At 31.1% G+C, this 16,876-nt stretch carries 13 protein-coding genes; 11 read left to right on the top strand and 2 right to left on the bottom strand.

What is annotated here, in order from left to right:
- Positions 1-20 precede the first annotated feature (20 nt).
- The 11 genes from BXY80_RS13525 to BXY80_RS13475 all read left to right on the top strand — a co-directional run bounded on the left by BXY80_RS13525 (position 21) and on the right by BXY80_RS13475 (position 15,881).
- A complete protein-coding gene (locus BXY80_RS13525; RefSeq protein ID WP_120202842.1) occupies positions 21-1,589 on the top strand; it encodes an AAA family ATPase in 1,569 nt (522 codons plus the stop codon).
- Positions 1,586-2,605 (top strand): hypothetical protein, encoded by a 1,020-nt coding sequence (locus BXY80_RS13520; RefSeq protein WP_120202840.1) that lies wholly within the window; start codon positions 1,586-1,588, stop codon positions 2,603-2,605. Before BXY80_RS13525 ends, BXY80_RS13520 begins: the two co-directional genes overlap by 4 nt.
- Before the next feature lie 84 nt (positions 2,606-2,689).
- Complete coding sequence (locus tag BXY80_RS13515) at positions 2,690-4,477, top strand: type I restriction-modification system subunit M (protein ID WP_120202838.1); 1,788 nt, start codon at positions 2,690-2,692, stop codon at positions 4,475-4,477.
- The gene (locus BXY80_RS13510) at positions 4,477-5,796 is read left to right on the top strand and encodes a restriction endonuclease subunit S (RefSeq protein ID WP_120202836.1); all 1,320 of its coding nucleotides are present in this window, start codon (positions 4,477-4,479) and stop codon (positions 5,794-5,796) included. Before BXY80_RS13515 ends, BXY80_RS13510 begins: the two co-directional genes overlap by 1 nt.
- Positions 5,797-5,798: 2 nt before the next feature.
- A complete protein-coding gene (gene rmuC, locus BXY80_RS13505; RefSeq protein WP_120202834.1) occupies positions 5,799-7,268 on the top strand; it encodes a DNA recombination protein RmuC in 1,470 nt (489 codons plus the stop codon).
- Between the two features lie 2 nt (positions 7,269-7,270).
- Entirely contained in the window at positions 7,271-10,255 is a 2,985-nt protein-coding gene (locus tag BXY80_RS13500; protein ID WP_120202833.1) for a type I restriction endonuclease subunit R, read from the top strand.
- A gap of 16 nt (positions 10,256-10,271) precedes the next feature.
- Positions 10,272-12,044 carry an AAA family ATPase gene (locus tag BXY80_RS13495; RefSeq protein ID WP_120202831.1) on the top strand — a complete coding sequence of 591 codons (1,773 nt, stop codon included), beginning with the start codon at positions 10,272-10,274 and terminating at the stop codon, positions 12,042-12,044.
- Positions 12,037-13,341, top strand: coding sequence for a 5-methylcytosine restriction system specificity protein McrC (locus BXY80_RS13490; protein ID WP_120202829.1), 1,305 nt, complete (start codon positions 12,037-12,039; stop codon positions 13,339-13,341). Before BXY80_RS13495 ends, BXY80_RS13490 begins: the two co-directional genes overlap by 8 nt.
- 793 nt (positions 13,342-14,134) lie before the next feature.
- Positions 14,135-14,431, top strand: coding sequence for a helix-turn-helix domain-containing protein (locus tag BXY80_RS13485; RefSeq protein ID WP_120202827.1), 297 nt, complete (start codon positions 14,135-14,137; stop codon positions 14,429-14,431).
- A gap of 246 nt (positions 14,432-14,677) precedes the next feature.
- Positions 14,678-15,151: a DUF6943 family protein gene (locus BXY80_RS13480; protein WP_120202825.1), complete on the top strand. Its 474-nt coding sequence runs from the start codon at positions 14,678-14,680 to the stop codon at positions 15,149-15,151.
- Positions 15,152-15,239: 88 nt separating this feature from the next.
- The gene (locus BXY80_RS13475) at positions 15,240-15,881 is read left to right on the top strand and encodes a DUF6266 family protein (RefSeq protein ID WP_120202823.1); all 642 of its coding nucleotides are present in this window, start codon (positions 15,240-15,242) and stop codon (positions 15,879-15,881) included.
- Between the two features lie 228 nt (positions 15,882-16,109).
- Here the strand turns inward: BXY80_RS13475 and BXY80_RS13470 are convergent, their stop codons facing one another.
- Positions 16,110-16,475, bottom strand: a complete 366-nt coding sequence (locus BXY80_RS13470) for a hypothetical protein (RefSeq protein WP_120202821.1) — start codon at positions 16,473-16,475, stop codon at positions 16,110-16,112.
- Positions 16,475-16,873, bottom strand: coding sequence for a hypothetical protein (locus BXY80_RS13465; protein WP_120202820.1), 399 nt, complete (start codon positions 16,871-16,873; stop codon positions 16,475-16,477). Before BXY80_RS13465 ends, BXY80_RS13470 begins: the two co-directional genes overlap by 1 nt.
- Between the last annotated feature and the right edge of the window lie 3 nt (positions 16,874-16,876).

Genomic DNA, 16,876 nt, shown 5'->3' with positions numbered 1-16,876 from the left:
TAAGAACAATATTTGAAAAAATGAATAAACAAACAAAAGGTATTGCCTTTAAAAATTTCAGACGTTTCCAAAATTTCCCAATGCTTCAATTAGGAAATATTACCTATATGGTAGGACGAAACAATTCAGGTAAATCTACAATGGTAAAAGCATTACTATTAATTACCGATTACTTACAAAATCAGTTGTCAGATAGTTTTTCTTTTGATAATGTAGTTCTTGAAGATGCTAATATTGTAACCTTTGGTAGAGCTAAAAACAATATATCTAAAGAGCCTACCATTACATTTGAATATGAATTGGATGAATTTGATATTCAAATCATTATATCCGGACAAGATGAAAACACGAAAGCAAAAGTAAATGTATTAAGTGTTAATGATGCTAAAACGGGTATTAACTTAAATATCAATTATTCAAAAGGTAATATTACGGTAAGTAAAGAGCTTATTGAAGATGAAAAAGTTGATGATAATAAAATTGACGTAATCAAACAACTTGAAGATTCAGTGTCTGAATTACAGGAGGAATTAGACGCTATAACAGATAAAACTTCTAAAGAGTCAATTGAATTAATGACAGCTTATAGAAAGGCAAGTGAAAAGCTTAAAGACGCTAAAAAATTACTTCCAAAAGAAAACAAGTTAAAGGGTGATAAGCAGTATACCTTAACATATCCTTTATCCGATGTATTACCATATGACAATAATGATGATAATCTTTTAAGAGCCACCATCGAAAAATTTATAAGACATAACGAAGTACTATCAACCAAGAGTAAAAAGGAAATTAAGAATTTTGATGATGTATTAGAGTTAAAAAGAAATAGTGGTCACTTAACAGATTTTTCTAATAACATAACACAATCAATAAACAGACAATACTTTTATTTTATAGGTGCAAACCCATCTAAACAATCAGCACTTTTTTATTTAAGAGACAAGAACAATGCACTTGCTCAAGCCATTCATAATTTTTATCAGTTAACAGCTGGAGAAAAAAATAATGAGGAGACAAGGTTTATCAAAGAATGGATGCAAGTATTTGAAGTTGGTGTAGATTTCACTATTAATATGCAAGCAGGAGAAGCTTATGAATTTAAAATCTTTGAAAAGGATTCTCAAATAGCAGTATCACTTTCAGATAAGGGTATGGGGTCTTTACAAGCAATGACACTCATTTTAAAAATAGCAAGTTTAATTCGTTCAAGTAAAAAGAATAAAAAGTTTTTCACTGTTTTAGTTGAAGAGCCCGAATTAAATCTACACCCTGCTTTACAGTCCAAATTATCAGATTTTTTCCACTATGTAAACAAAGAATATAAATTCAACTTTATCATAGAAACACATTCTGAATATATTGTTAGGCGCTCTCAACTATTAGCTTTAGAGAATGATTATTTATCTAATCAAGAACTGAATCCTAACCCTTTTTCAATTTTTTACTTCCATAAAGAAGACGGACCTTATCAAATGGAATATAATAGTCAAGGAAAATTTAATAGAGATTTTGGTCCTGGTTTTTATGACGAAGCTGGAAGTCTAACACTAAAAATGATTAAAGAACTTCGTAAAAATAAAGCACAATGATAACACTCTATATTGAACCCAATAAAATAGAGGAATTTGCTTTGTTTGAAGAAGAAATGCCTCATTGGAATAAAATTATTAAAAGTGGTATTCATCTATGTTTAAATATTTCCGATGAAGAACTTGATGCTAAAATTACTGATGAGTTAGACCCACTTTATATTGCCTATAATAGTTCAGGTACAATGAAGCTTCCTGTTGCTTTAGGTGGTTATATAGAACAGGTTAAAAAAGATTTGTCTCAAACAATAGAAAAACCTAATGGTATTTTTGTTTTAGATATTGATAATGATGCAGCTATAGATGTTCAAAATAAGATGGGAATGGCTGTTTTTTCAAGCGCAAATGTTCCAGAAGATTTATTTTCTAAAACTTTTTTTATAGAACTTGATAAAAATGCTGAAATAAAAGATGGATGGCAAGGCATCATCCATTTTAACAAACCACTTTCTAACAGTCTTGTAATTTGTGATAATTATTTCTTTACAAATGAAGATAATGGCTTGAATAGAGGTTTAAGTAATTTGGTTCCTTTTATAAATGCGTATTTACCAGACCAATTAGAAATTGAATATCATATCACTGTCGTTGCACCTAATAGTAAAGAGAAATCTAACGATTGGTGGATAAAAGAATATGGTAAGTTAGTATTAGCTATTAAACAATTACGAGAATACCCAATAAATATTGAACTTGTTTTAGCGAAATCAGAAATTCATAAAAGAAGAATTGTAAGTAACTATGTAGTCAATAAATCAGACAAGGGTTTTGATGTCTTTTATTCAAATAATTTAGAGAAAGTTAAAGAAGAGAACGATTTTGAATATTTAGAGATATTCTCAAATTTAGATAATTCAGGCACAAAACATTTTCAATCAGCAATAAAATTGATAGATCAGATAAGTAAGCATTGTAATGGTATTGCGGGTTATGTAGCAGTAAATAAAAACCAAATAGATAGAAGTCTTTTTGGGTGTAATGGAGATAAAACAATTAAAAATAGACTATTAAATTAATTAAAAATATATGTGCACTAAAAATGCACACATTATTCCCATATTTGCAATGTCAAACAAAATAAAAGACAACAAACACTAAAAATGAGCAACCAAAATAATAAAGTAGAAGTAGGATTTATTTGGCAGATTACAGACGATGTATTGCGTGATGCCTTCAAAAAAAATGAGATTGGCGATGTTGTATTACCATTTGTAGTTATCCGTAGGTTAGATTGTATTTTACAACCTGTGAATGCAAAAGTACGTGAGACCTTCGAAAAATTTCACGACAAACTATCATCAGAAAAATTAATTCCTGTATTGCGTAAAGCGGCAGGTGGATTAAAATTTTATAATACGTCTAAACATACCTTACAATCTTTAAAAGACGAACCGCAATACATAGAAATCAACTTTAACAACTACTTGCAAAGTTTTAACCCAGAAGTACAAGAAATTTTAGAGAGTTTCCAATTCGATAAAATTGTGTCACGATTGGTTAAAAACAAATTACTCTATGAAATGATTGATGCTATCTGTAAAATTGATTTACATACAGAGGCTATCGACAATCACGGTATGGGTTATGTGTTCGAGGAGTTAATTCGTATTTCAAACGAGCAATCTAACGAAACCGCAGGAGAGCATTTTACACCTCGTGATGTGATTGAAATTATGAATAATTTCTTGTTTGCAGGTGAAAAAGAAAAGCTATCGCAACCAGGTATCATTCGTACCATTTTTGACCCTGCCTGTGGTACTGGTGGTATGGTAAATTTGGGTAAAAAGTTTATTCTCGATAAGGTATGTGCCGATAGCAATCATAAACCAACATTGGTAACTTACGGACAAGAAATTAACGAACAATCGTATGCCATAGCGAAATCCGAAGCCTTAATTACTGGAGAAGATGCTAATAATATTAAACACGGTAACTCATTTAGCGAAGACCGTTTTCAAGGGAAATCCTTTCATTATATGATGGCAAATCCACCGTACGGCGTTACGTGGAAAAAAGACCGAAAATTTATAGAGAATGAAGCCTTAAACCCTTCTGGTCGTTTCTATGCAGGTACACCACGAGTAAGTGATGGGCAATTACTGTTCTTACAACATATGTTATCTAAAATGGAGCGTGAAGGTTCACGTATTGGTGTAGTTACCAATGGTTCACCTTTATTTACAGGTTCTGCGGGTAGTGGCGAGAGCGATATTCGTCGTTGGATTATAGAAAACGATTGGCTAGAATGTATCGTAGCATTACCTAAAGATTTGTTTTATAACACTGGTATTAACACGTACATCTGGTTTTTAACCAATAATAAAGCACCAAATCGTAAAGGGAAAGTGCAGTTGATAAATGGTGATGCTAAAGAAACCATAATTACAGAAGGTAATGGTAAAGACAAAGAAAAACACCTATTCTGCCAACCCAATAAAAAGAGTTTGGGTAACAAACGAAACGAAATCACATCGCAACACATTGCGCAGTTATTGGAAATGTACCAAAACTTCGAGGAAAACGAACACTCTAAAATATTCGATAATGAATACTTTGGTTACTACCAATTAACGGTAGAACAGCCTAAAGTAGATACTAAAGGAAATATTGTTAAAGACAGTAAAGGCAATCCAAAACCCGATACCAAAAAACGTGATAATGAAAGCGTTCCCCTTACAGAAGATGTAGAAACCTATTTTGAAACAGAAGTAAAACCACACGTACCTAATGCCTGGATAGACTACGATAAAACCCGTATTGGTTACGAAATTAACTTTACCAAGTATTTTTACAACTACACACCTTTACGACCTGCGAGTGAAATTAAAACTGAAATTATAACCTTGGAAAATGACATTGCTAACTTATTAAAAGACTTGATTAGCTAATGGAAAAGGCATACGAGAAATATAAGGACAGTGATGTAGAATGGATTGGTGAGATTCCAGAAAGTTGGGAAATAGGTAGATTGTATTATTTTACTGAATCAATTGGAAGTGGTTCAACACCAAAAAGTGATAACTTAAAATATTACAATGGAGATATAAGTTGGTTAAATACAGGTGACTTAAATGATGGAGAAGTACTTGACTCTTCAAAATATATCACTCAATTAGCATTAAATGATTATTCTGCTTTAAAAATATTTCCAAAGAACTCGGTTGTAATTGCATTATACGGAGCGACAATAGGTAAATTAGGAATTATCAAAAAGAATATGGCAACTAATCAAGCGTGTTGTGTAATTAACCCTGATGAATCTCTTAACAGCCAGTTCCTGTTTTATTTTCTTTTAGCAAGTAGAAATTTTTTGTTGAGTCTTGCTTATGGTGGTGGTCAACCTAATATCAGTCAAGATATTATAAAAAAACTTCATATTCCCTTTGTTGGAATAAAAGAACAAACGCAAATCGCAGCCTATCTCGATTACCATACCCAATTAATAGATACCTTAATTAGCAAAAAAGAAACCCTTATACAAAAACTACAGGAGCAACGACAAGCCATTATTAACGAAGCAGTAACTAAAGGCTTAAACAAAAATGTAGAATTAAAAGATAGTGGCATTGAGTGGTTAGGTGAAATTCCAAAGCATTGGGAAGTGGTGAAATTGAAATTTCTCGGTGAATCAATTACGGGTATCACTTATAGTCCAAATGATGTTTCCGAAAAGGGTACTTTAGTTTTAAGGTCATCAAATATTCAAAAAGGAAAGCTAGACCTTCAAGATACTGTTTACGTCAATAAGAAGATTGCAGATAAATATATTTCACAAAAAGGAGATATTCTTTTGTGTTCAAGAAACGGAAGCAGAAATCTTATAGGGAAAAATATCATTTTGGATGAGCGAGTAGAAAATGAAACTTGGGGAGCATTTATGACAGTTTATCGTTCTAATTTTAATGATTTTATCTATTATTTTTTTAATTCAGATATTTTTTCTGCATTATCAAGTCTTTTTCTTTCTTCTACAATAAATCAATTGACAATTGGTGTATTAAATAATATGCAAATTGCATTTCCTAAAAAGCAAAAAGAAAGAGAACAAATAGTGCATTATTTAAAGCAGGAAACTGAAGAAACAAACACAACTATTTATAAAATTCAAACTTCAATCCAAAAACTCAAAGATTATCGTGAGTCTTTAATTTCAGAAGCAGTAACGGGTAAAATAGATGTAAGAGATTGGCAAAAACCAAATAGCTAATTATGGAAGCAAAGTATATATATCTTATTGTAGGTCTAATTATAGGTGCTGTTATAGCTTACCTATGGTTAAAGCAGCAGTTTTCAGCACAAAATGCAACCTTAAAAGCACAAACAACGCACGCTCAAGATGAGCAAACAGTCTTACAAAAAGAAGTAGATGCTTTAAGTGAAGAAAATAGTACGCTCAAAAATGAGATAAGTAACCTTAAAACAACTATTGCCGAAAAAAAAGTAGCATTGGATGGTTTAGAAAAAGACCTTAACAAACTACAATTGCAATTCAACAAGTTGGAAGAAGGTTTTAATGCTAAAACAGAGTCTTATAATGCCTTAAATAGCCAATTGGCAACTGCCAATGCAGATAATAAGTCGTTAAAAGAAAAATTAGTATCTCAAAAAGAGGAAATGGATGCAATGGGTAAAAAATTCAATGCAGAATTTAAAAACATTGCTAGTGAAATATTAAAAGATAACACAAAGTCCTTTTCAGAAGTGAACGAAGCTAAAATTAATGAGTTACTAAAACCTTTAAATAAGGATATAGCAGCATTTAAAACCAAAGTAGAAGAGGTTTATGATAAAGAAGCAAAAGAACGTTTTTCATTAGGTGAAAAAGTAAAAGAATTAGCAGAGAAAAGCGATAAAATTAGTCAAGATGCTATCAATTTAACCAATGCACTAAAAGGCGAAGTAAAAACACAAGGGCGTTGGGGAGAAATGATTTTGGAGAATATTTTAGAGATTTCTGGACTTGCTAAAGGGCAAGAGTATTTTATGGAGCATCAGTTATTTGGTCCAGATGGTAAAGCCTTACGTTCAGAGGTGGAAGGTAAAAAAATGCGTCCTGATGCTTTAATTAAATATCCTGATGAACGCAATGTTATCATAGATTCTAAAGTATCATTAAATGCATTTACACGTTATTTTGAGGCAACCACACCAGAACAACAATCAGAAGCTATAGAAGAGCACGTAAAAGCAATTAAAAACCACATCATAGGTTTAAGTGCTAAAGGCTATGACGATTACGACAAAGCACTCGATTTTGTGATGATGTTTATCCCAAGCGAACCTGCCTACATTGCAGCGATGCAGTCAGATCCAAACTTATGGAATTATGCTTACGATAAGCGTATCCTATTAATGAATCCAACCAATTTAATAACGGCTTTAAAATTAATAGTGGATTTATGGAAACGGGAGTACCAAAACCAAAATGCCATAGAAATTGCAGGTAGAGGCGAAAAACTATATAAAAAATTTGTTGGCTTTGTAGAGAATATGGAAAAAGTGGGAGATAATATTGATAGAGCAAAATCAGCCTATGATGATGCTTATGGTCAATTAAGTACAGGTAGAGACAATTTAGTAACTCAAGCAACTAAATTAAAGGAGCTTGGTAACTTTCAACCTAAAAAAGATATTAATCAAACCCTTATTGATAGTGCGCAACAAAACGGACAAGAATAATTATGGCAGGAGGAACTAAAGAAATACATTTTGAAGACCATATAGTAAACTATTTAACTCAAGAGGTTAAAGAGTATAATTTGGTAAACAAAAATAAGTATGACAAAAAATTATGCATCATACCAGAAGATGTATTGGCATTTATAAAAGAAAGTCAACCCAAGAAATACCAAAACATACAAACCCATTTAGGGGTAACTACAGATACTAAAATTGTAGAAGCTGTTGCCAAAAGTTTACGCAATAACAAAACCTTAAAAACCTTACGCAGTAAATTACGTATTTCTGGTGAACGTTTAGATTTGGTATATTTTCAACCTGCTAATAACAAAACACCAGAACACGAAACTTGGTATAAACAAAATCGTTTATCTGTCATTAGGCAACTAGCTTATTCTACTAAAAATAATAACGAGTTAGACCTATGTTTCTTTATTAATGGTATTCCAGTAGCTACAGCTGAATTAAAAAATGCTCTTACAGGGCAAAACCACCACAATGCTATTAAACAGTATATGCAAGACCGAGACCCTAATGGGGAACCCTTGTTAGAGTTTCAGCGTTGTTTGGTACACTTTGCTATCGGTACAGAAAAAGTGTTTATGACCACCAAATTGGATGGTAAATCAACATTCTTTTTACCATTCAATCAAGGGTTAAGAAATCACAACCCCAATGGTTTTGCCACAGCCTATGTTTGGGAAGATATTTTACGTAAAGATTCAGTATTGGATTTAGCACAAAACTTTGTCAATCTACAAGAAGATGTTGAAAAAGTTTACGATGCTAAAAAGAAAGCTATTGTAGAAAAAAAATCTACCAAATTATTGTTTCCAAGATTTCATCAATTAAAAGCGGTTAGGCGTTTATTAGACCAATTAAAAATTGATGGCACAGGCACTAACTATTTAATACAACATTCAGCAGGTTCAGGTAAATCCAATACCATTACTTGGTTAGCATATCGTTTGGCTAATTTCTACCAAAACTATACAGACCAAACAGCCTTATTCGATTCTATTTTTGTATTAACGGATAGACGTGTATTAAATACTCAAATTCAAGAAAACATCAGGCAGATAGATAACATACCAGGTATGGTTGCTTATTTAGATGAAAAAACAACGGCGAAAGATTTAAAAAGAGAAATAGAACACGGTACGCGAATCATTATTACTACCATTCAGAAATTCCCTGTAATTTCAGATGAAGTATCTCAAAAGTTAGATAAGAAATATGCAGTAATTATTGATGAAGCGCATAGTTCACAGTCTGGGGAAACTTCAAGGCATATGCGTAAAGCATTAAGTTTAGAAGAAGCAGCAGAAAAAGATACACCTGAAAAGGATTTAGATGAGGTAATAGCAGATGAAATTAGTAAAAAAGGGCAACAACCTAATATTTCACAATTTGCCTTTACCGCAACCCCAAAACCTAAAACCATTGAGTTATTTGGTACAGTACAACCAGATGGTGGTAAGGAACCTTTTGATGTGTACTCAATGGAACAAGCTATTAAAGAAGGTTTCATTTTAGATGTACTAGAAAACTATATGTCATTTAAACGCTATTACAAATTAATTAAGCGTAGCGATATAGAAGATAAAGAATACGAAAAGAAAAAAACAGTACGTGTTTTAGGTAATTATGTCGATTTACAAGACCACGCAATTGAAAAGAAGGCACGTATTATTTTAGAACATTTTGCAGCCGAAACTCAAAATAAAATTCAAGGAAAAGCAAGAGGGATGCTCGTTACTAAATCTCGTTTACACGCTGTAAGATTTAAGCGAAAGTTTGATGATATAATGCGTGAAATGAAGTTGCCATATGAAGCTTTAGTAGCTTTTTCAGGTACTGTAAAAGATGATGAAACTGGTGAGGAATACACCGAAAATAAAATGAATGATTTAGGTGGTAAAATAGCAATAGTAGATGCATTAAAATTACCTAAATATAGATTGTTAATTGTAGCAAATAAATATCAAACAGGGTTCGATGAACCAATGATGCACACAATGTTTGTTGACAAAAAATTAGGAGGCACAAGCACAGTACAAACCTTATCGCGTTTAAATAGAAAAGCACGTGGTAAAGAAGCTACAATGGTATTAGATTTTGTAAACGACCCAGAAGATGTACAAGCCGATTTTCAGCAGTATTATGGAAAAAACTTTATTCAGGAAGAAAACTTAACAGACCCTAATGCTATTTATGATAGCTTAAATCAAGTGGAAAGTTTTGAAGTGTACTATCCTCAAGAAGTAGAAGCTTTTGCCAATATATTCTTTAGTCCAAAAGATGACTTTGAAAAGTTACAGCCTATTTTAGAGGAGATAGCAAGTCGTTTTGTAGATGATTTAGAAGAGGAAGACCAAGCTGCTTTTAAAAGTGCAGCGAGTTCTTTTGTGAAACTGTATCGTTTTTTAAGCCAAATCATCACATTTACCGATGTAGAATTAGAAAAAGTATATGTGTTTTTAACAGCTTTAATTAAAAAGTTGCCTTATGCCAAAACATCTTTGCCATTAGATGTAGTAAACGATGTAGAGTTAGATAGTTATAAAATTCAACATAAATACACAACCCAATTAAAGTTAGAATCAGCAGATGGTGAACAAGAAGGAATGAAACCAAGTGGAGCTATGGGTGGTAACGAAGATGAATTAGATTTTTTAACAAAAATAATAAAGGTTTTAAATGAAACCTATGGTATAGAATTGACTGATGAAGACAAAGTCGAGTTTAAAAAAATGAAAGAAAACATATATTCTAACCAAGAGTTAATGTCTTTCTTTAATAAAGGAAACTCAAAGGATAATATCAAAGATAAGTTTAGTGAAGAAGTAGATTCAGAATTATTAAACTTCATTGATAAGAAGTTGGATTTTTACAATAAAATGACAGAAGATAAGATTAACGCCTTATTCAAAACAATGTGGTTTAACGAATTATATGATGCTCGTGTTAGAGGCATTGGTAAATAAAATTAAAATTTAAAAAATGAGAAATCCTAATTGGTCAAGAATACACGAGCTTTTCGATGAATTTATCAATTCATTTATAATCAATAAAAACAGTATTTTAACGGATGACACGAATATACTTTCTATTGAAACTATAAACAGTATTCAAGGTAGGTTTATTGAAAATTACAATGATGAAAAGGACTTAAAATTTCAAGAAAAGTTAGCAAGTCAATTTGAAGGAGCATCATATAATGAAAAACTTGTTTTTGCACACGCCGAATGGTTATGGTCTTATTCGGTGAATGACTTGCAAACAGCAACAAAGAAAAATTACACAAAAACAATAACCGGTTTAGAGGATTTAAAGATAAAAGATGAACCATATAAATACGGTTTTGGTAGTGCTGGTCAATTTCATAAAACCAATAAATATTGGGAAATAGCATTTAATATAGAATTGATTAAAACACTTATTGAAAAACAATCTGAAGGTGCAGATTTAGAAGAATTAAAAAAATGGGTAGAAGCTATTTGCTTATATCTTAAATACTATCAAGAGAAAGAGAAATATCCTGTAGATGCAAAATTCAGAGAAAGATTTCAAGATAAGGCTCTTACGATGTATAATATATTAACATATTGTGCTTTCCCAGATCGTTACGAAAGAATTGCTTCTAATGGCCATAAAGCTCAAATCTACCATACATTTAGGTCACTTATTAAGGATGAAGAGGGTGAAAACACCAATGCTGATGAATGTATTTTATTAATAAGAGAAAAGCTAAATAAATGGAGAAATAATGGTTTTGACTTCTACGAAAATGACCTAAAAAAGCTATGGAATTATAGTGCAAGTGATATACCTTATGATGAATTACAAGCAATATTATACAAAAAAGCGATTGTTTTATATGGCCCACCAGGCACAAGTAAAACCCATTCTGCAAATACAATAGCAAATGCACTTATAAAAGAAAGCTATCTAAAAAATAAAGGGAATCTTGATACCTTCTTTTCAAATAGTGAATCCATTGTTAATAATAGAATACATAGACTTCAATTACACGCAAATTATACATACGAAGATTTTGTTGCAGGTATGCAATTAGTTGAAGACCAAACCAAACCCCAAAAAGGCAAACTATTTGAGTATTGCAATTTAGCAAAAAACGATAGTGACAATCTACCTCACGTTTTGATATTAGATGAAATAAATCGTGTTGATTTATCAAGAGTCTTTGGGGAAGTTTTTTCAGCAATGGAAAATAGAAATGAAGATATTGTAACAGCAGTTGGTAACTTTAAATTAAACATACCAGATAATTTATACATTATTGGTACAATGAATGAAATTGACTTTTCTTTAGAGCAAATAGATTTCGCTTTAAGACGTCGTTTTTTATGGTTCCCTTACGGTTACAATGCTGGTATCTTACAAGATATTGTTTATTTAAAAAATGAAAAACAAAAGGCAGGCTTATCACATAGAGATATTGAACGATTAATAAATGCTGCAAATGCTTTAAATATTGCCATATCTAATGCTGATGAATTAGGAAAACAGTTTGAAATTGGTCATACATTTTTTGCTGAAATAGTTGATATATATTCGTCTTTTAAAGCTATCAACAATAAAACAAATAGAATTAAAGATAAATTATTCAGAGCCAATGGTCCTGCATCTATTCTTTGGGATATTTCTATTCAACCGATTTTAGAAGCTTATTTAGGTAACGTTGAAGAAGATGAAAAGAAAAAAACGATTAATGATTTAAACAACACCTTCTTTAAAGCATCACTTGATTAATACTAATAAGCATATAATTCATTTAAAAGAAAGCACTTGTATTGATAATGAGTTGTCTTATGATATAATTCAATTTGTTAACTCTCAAGTTGTTTCTAAAAATTCATTTTTCCATTTTTCTGATAAAGAAAGAGATGCTGAACCTGTTTTTAATTATTATAATAATCAATGGTGGGTGAATAGATTTGTAGGAGAAATTTCATTTACATTTCAAGAGGAAGAATATCAAATTATTATTAAACCAAGATTTGGTGAATTATTTTTATTTGAATTATTAGAAGTCATTTTTAATTTCAAATTCGCAAAGAGTAAACAATCATTAAGTAAATCTGACACCACAGATGATTACATAAAACGTATAATAGCTAAAATTTGGTTATCTAAATTAATACAGGCAAATAAGTATGGTTTACCTCGTACAAATAAGAAAAGAGTTTTTTCTGGAGCACAAATAAAGGGTAAGTTAGAAGTTAGAGATAGTATATTACCTTATAAAAACAATAATAAGTTAATATCGTCAAGTTATGAAAAAACGATTAACCCAGATATAGCATCATTGTTATATGAAACATTTAAAAAACTATCAAAAAGTTACGGTTTACCACAAATAAATAAACTACCAAAAAACGCAATTCAAATTATACATCAACTAGAATTAGCGAGAGATAAATCTTTAAATCGCCAATCATTCTACGATACTTCTAAATTGCCAAAAATATACCAATCATTCAAAGAAGTATTAGATTTATCAATATCCATTTTAGTCAACAAAACAATGAATAATCAAGCTTCAAATAAGCACGGTTACGCATTCTTTTTAGATATGGCCGAAATTTGGGAAATGTATTTGTTAAAAATATTCCAAGTAAAGTTTAATCTTGAAGGTTGGCAAGTAGAATCTGAAACAATACAATCCTATAAAGGAAGCTTTTATTCACGTAAATTAATTCCAGATATTGTATTAACCAAAGGTAATAAAGTAGCTGTTTTTGATGCTAAATATAAACTTATGAAAGGTCATTATTTAGATGTTGATAGATCAGATTTCTTTCAGATTCATACTTATAAGGCATATTACAATAAGAGGAATCAATTAGTAATTTCAGGTTTATTATATCCTATTACTTCAAATAATATCAAAAAAGAACCTGTAAATAGCATTTTGAATGATTATACAAAGTTTTTAATTAGTGGTATTAATATTGAAGATATAGAGAGTACGGAAGATTCATTGTTTAAGTTTAATCAATCTTCAAATGAACTTCTATCATTTATTGATTGTGAAATTAATAATTGAAATAATAAGTCCCCACAAAACAAAACCCAGTTTTTTCGTACCTCAAAACCCTCTGTCTTTTGTTTTGTTCCGCTATCCAACGCGCTTGTAGTTTTTGGTTGCCAACCCACACACAGCACATTGCTTATTTTGTCTAATCAACTATTGATTTTAATTGGTACAACAAAAAAGCAAAGAGCTGTTGCCAACGCGCACACCAAAAACTACCCCAAGCTATGTTTACATAATACAAGTTATAGTAGCAAACGGCACTTTTCAAAGGTTTGCTATCGCAGTGTTAATGCATTTTGTAGCTATAACTGGTATTATGTAAAATATCCGCTATTCCAACGCGCACATCAGAACATATAACCACATTTTGAACAAACATTAAACATCTGAATATTTTGAGGGTTACGTTAATTGATAATAATATTCGTTATCTCATTCAAGCTGCACAAAACCATCGTTAAGTCCAAGTATTCCTTACCTCAAGTCTTTGTTTGTTTCATTTCGTTAACAAATTTAAAAGTCCACTTTTCCCCACCACCCAAGTCAGCGGTTATAAAAAAACAGGTTTATAATATGCAGTAATACGCCATAGCATATTGCTTTTTTTCGTGCCTCAAAAAAACAAAAAGCTATTGCCTAAAAGTCCTGTATAAGTAGCTTGTTTAAATGCTGTTTTATCAAACAACTATTTAAAACGCTACCCATACAAACGCTTCACCCCACGCTCAAATTGGAAATAACCTATTTTTTTAAGAGTTTATGCCCCAAAAAGTGTTGTTCAATTAATTAAATACATTTCAAGATGATTACAAAAACAATCCAAATTACAGAAGTCACAATTGATGAATTAGCCGATAAGGTAGCTGATAAATTATTACTTAAAATTGAAGATTATCTTAAAGAACTATCAAAATCAAAAAATGATGAATTACTAACAAGACAAGAAGTAGCTGATTATTTAAGGATAAGTTTAGTAACAATACATTCTTGGAATAAACACGGTATTTTAAATCCAATTCGTATGGGCAACAGAATCTTATACAAAAAAAAAGATATTTTAGATGTTTTAGAAGAACAGTCAATAAATAAAAAAAGGTAGCAAATATATGTGGCTACCACAGCCAACGCGCAAGGCTATAAAGGTCAAGCCCTACGGGTTTTGAATAAAACTTTTTTCAAAAGCATTTTTCAAAATGATTAAACATTTAACCTCAAAAAACTTTTATCCAAAAACCTTGACAGCCTTATCCACGCCACAAGAGCATTAGGCTTTCTTTTTTTATTGTTTTTCTTTTAAAAAATTAATGGTGCGAAGCGTAGCGAAGCAATTTTAAATTGGATAGCTATGTCAACTTTTGAACTGAAAACACACCAAATCGGAAGAACCTACTCGCAACCTCATTTTTTTATTCTGAACAAAGGGCAAAACAGCGGAAAGCCTTTGATAAATCCCTGTCCTAATTGCTTTGTGGTAACTGTGCCAACCGAAGAAGAAAAAAACACCCTTTATCATTTATCGATGATGCTACAAATAGGCGGTTTCTATGCAAATCATCTAAAAGGTAGTGTTATTCCATTCATTTCAATAGATGATTGTAGAAAAACCTTAAATAATAGTTACACCTTATTGTTAAGTGATGAATTTGAGTTACAAAAGCATATTAATATAGTGTCAGCAATTTGTAAAAAAGAAGCTGAACTTCAAAAAGTAATTTCAAAAATGGCAGATTTAAAAGTGTCATATATACAAAATCTATTTTCTAAAAAGCATAATCGGGCAACAAAGGGCAACAAAAACCGAATCAATCTATTAGCATAGTATTTGCCATATATTACTTGTGTTGGTTAAAGACCGTACCAAGTCCGTACCAACTTCGAACAAGTATTAATTTTAAATTTTATATACAATGGGTGTTATTTCACAAGGAATCCTGGGCGGTGTATCAGGTAAAGTAGGAAACGTAGTTGGTGCTTCTTGGAAAGGTATTGACTATTTGAGAATTAAGCCTTCAAATGTGGCAAATCCACGAACAGAAGGACAAGTTAACCAAAGAAACAAGTTTACTGTTACTTTGGAGTATCTTCAACCGAATTTAGGTTTTATCAAGAAAGGGTATAAATCTTATGCGGTACAAAAAACAGAGTTTAATGCAGCAATGTCATATGTATTGAATAATGCTATTACAGGAGCTGCACCAAACTTTACTGTAGATTATTCTTTAGCTTTATTAAGTAGAGGTAATCTATCTGGAGCATTGAACCCTGCAACAGATTTAGCAACTGCGGGGCAAGTAGAATTTACTTGGGATGATAACTCTGCTGAAGGTAATGCAAATGCAACTGATAAAGCAATGATTTTAGTTTATAATCCAAGTAAAAAAGAATCAATGTATATTCTTGATGGTGCTGATAGAACTGTAGGATCTCAAATCATTACAATTCCAAGTACCTACGCAGGGGATACTGTTGAGCTTTTTATGGCATTTATTACTGCTGATGGTAGTACTGTGTCAAATAGCGTTTATTTAGGCTCTGGAACAGCTAATTAACGGTTGATGTTTAAATTATAAAACCGTTCTACACGAACGGTTTTATTTTATCGTTTAATAAGTTCTTAATTTTATCTATTATTTCTTTCCTTTGATTAGTTCTTATAATCAAATATTTGTTGCCTTATTGTTGCCTTTTTAGCTTAAACCCCTTTTAAATAAGGGTTTTTTAATTTCCGATAGGAAATTCAGCCGTTATTGCGCTTACACGTTGTTACCCAACGTTTTTTATAAATATATTTTATCTCCTTTCGGATTTTCTTTAGTTGTCCATCTTCTATATTCGTTGGTGTATTTTCCACGAAATCTGTCCATAGAAGCTTTAAATTGTCCAATAATTAAAATCGCATCACTATTTGTCGGTAATGTTTCTTCATCTAGTAAATCTAGAAAGTCAATCGTTGGCTCATTTTTAAGACCTTCTTTAATTTTAATTAAAAGTCTATTTACATTTTTTACCTTAAATGCATTTAAAGGCTCATCAGGTTTCTTTTTAGAGAATTCTTTCATTTCAAGATAAACAGATTCCAATAACTGGTTTAACATTTTGAAATGTTCAACTTCAGCTTCTGTTGGTAAATATTTTTTAGCCATTATTTTTTGATGTTTTTTGGTGGATAAGTTTCACGTTTGTTAGATTTTTTCCAATAATAGTAAATTTTAGCAATTCCTCCACTAGAAGTCCATTCTACGTGTGAGTATATATTCTTTTCTCTAAAACTTTCCATACAGTTAAGGTATTGCGAAAGCACTAATGTAACATCACTATTACTCGGAATTTCTTCTTCTAAAAAAGCCTCAAAATCATCAAATGGTTTATATTTCTTTCCAAGAATTTTATTACTGCTTTTAAGTACTTGATTAACTAATTTTAGTTTAAAGTTATTTAGTGCATCATTATATGATTTTTTGGATAATGTCGATACTTCAACGTGAAGTCCTTCTAACTGATTTAAGGTTTTTTCAAATATGTCTATTTCTTCTTCTGTCATAAC

Source organism: Ichthyenterobacterium magnum (assembly GCF_003610635.1).
GTDB classification, from domain to species: Bacteria; Bacteroidota; Bacteroidia; order Flavobacteriales; family Flavobacteriaceae; genus Ichthyenterobacterium; species Ichthyenterobacterium magnum.
Note: the sequence above shows the minus strand (reverse complement) of the source record. Positions and strands in the feature narration are given on the sequence as shown.

Coding starts and splice junctions, on each gene's coding strand:
- BXY80_RS13475 (WP_120202823.1), top strand. CDS start 15,240: ATGGGTGTTATTTCACAAGGAATCCTGGGCGGTGTATCAGGTAAAGTA.
- BXY80_RS13465 (WP_120202820.1), bottom strand. CDS start 16,873: ATGACAGAAGAAGAAATAGACATATTTGAAAAAACCTTAAATCAGTTA.
- BXY80_RS13500 (WP_120202833.1), top strand. CDS start 7,271: ATGGCAGGAGGAACTAAAGAAATACATTTTGAAGACCATATAGTAAAC.
- BXY80_RS13470 (WP_120202821.1), bottom strand. CDS start 16,475: ATGGCTAAAAAATATTTACCAACAGAAGCTGAAGTTGAACATTTCAAA.
- BXY80_RS13485 (WP_120202827.1), top strand. CDS start 14,135: ATGATTACAAAAACAATCCAAATTACAGAAGTCACAATTGATGAATTA.
- BXY80_RS13525 (WP_120202842.1), top strand. CDS start 21: ATGAATAAACAAACAAAAGGTATTGCCTTTAAAAATTTCAGACGTTTC.
- BXY80_RS13520 (WP_120202840.1), top strand. CDS start 1,586: ATGATAACACTCTATATTGAACCCAATAAAATAGAGGAATTTGCTTTG.
- BXY80_RS13510 (WP_120202836.1), top strand. CDS start 4,477: ATGGAAAAGGCATACGAGAAATATAAGGACAGTGATGTAGAATGGATT.
- BXY80_RS13515 (WP_120202838.1), top strand. CDS start 2,690: ATGAGCAACCAAAATAATAAAGTAGAAGTAGGATTTATTTGGCAGATT.
- BXY80_RS13495 (WP_120202831.1), top strand. CDS start 10,272: ATGAGAAATCCTAATTGGTCAAGAATACACGAGCTTTTCGATGAATTT.
- BXY80_RS13480 (WP_120202825.1), top strand. CDS start 14,678: ATGTCAACTTTTGAACTGAAAACACACCAAATCGGAAGAACCTACTCG.
- rmuC (WP_120202834.1), top strand. CDS start 5,799: ATGGAAGCAAAGTATATATATCTTATTGTAGGTCTAATTATAGGTGCT.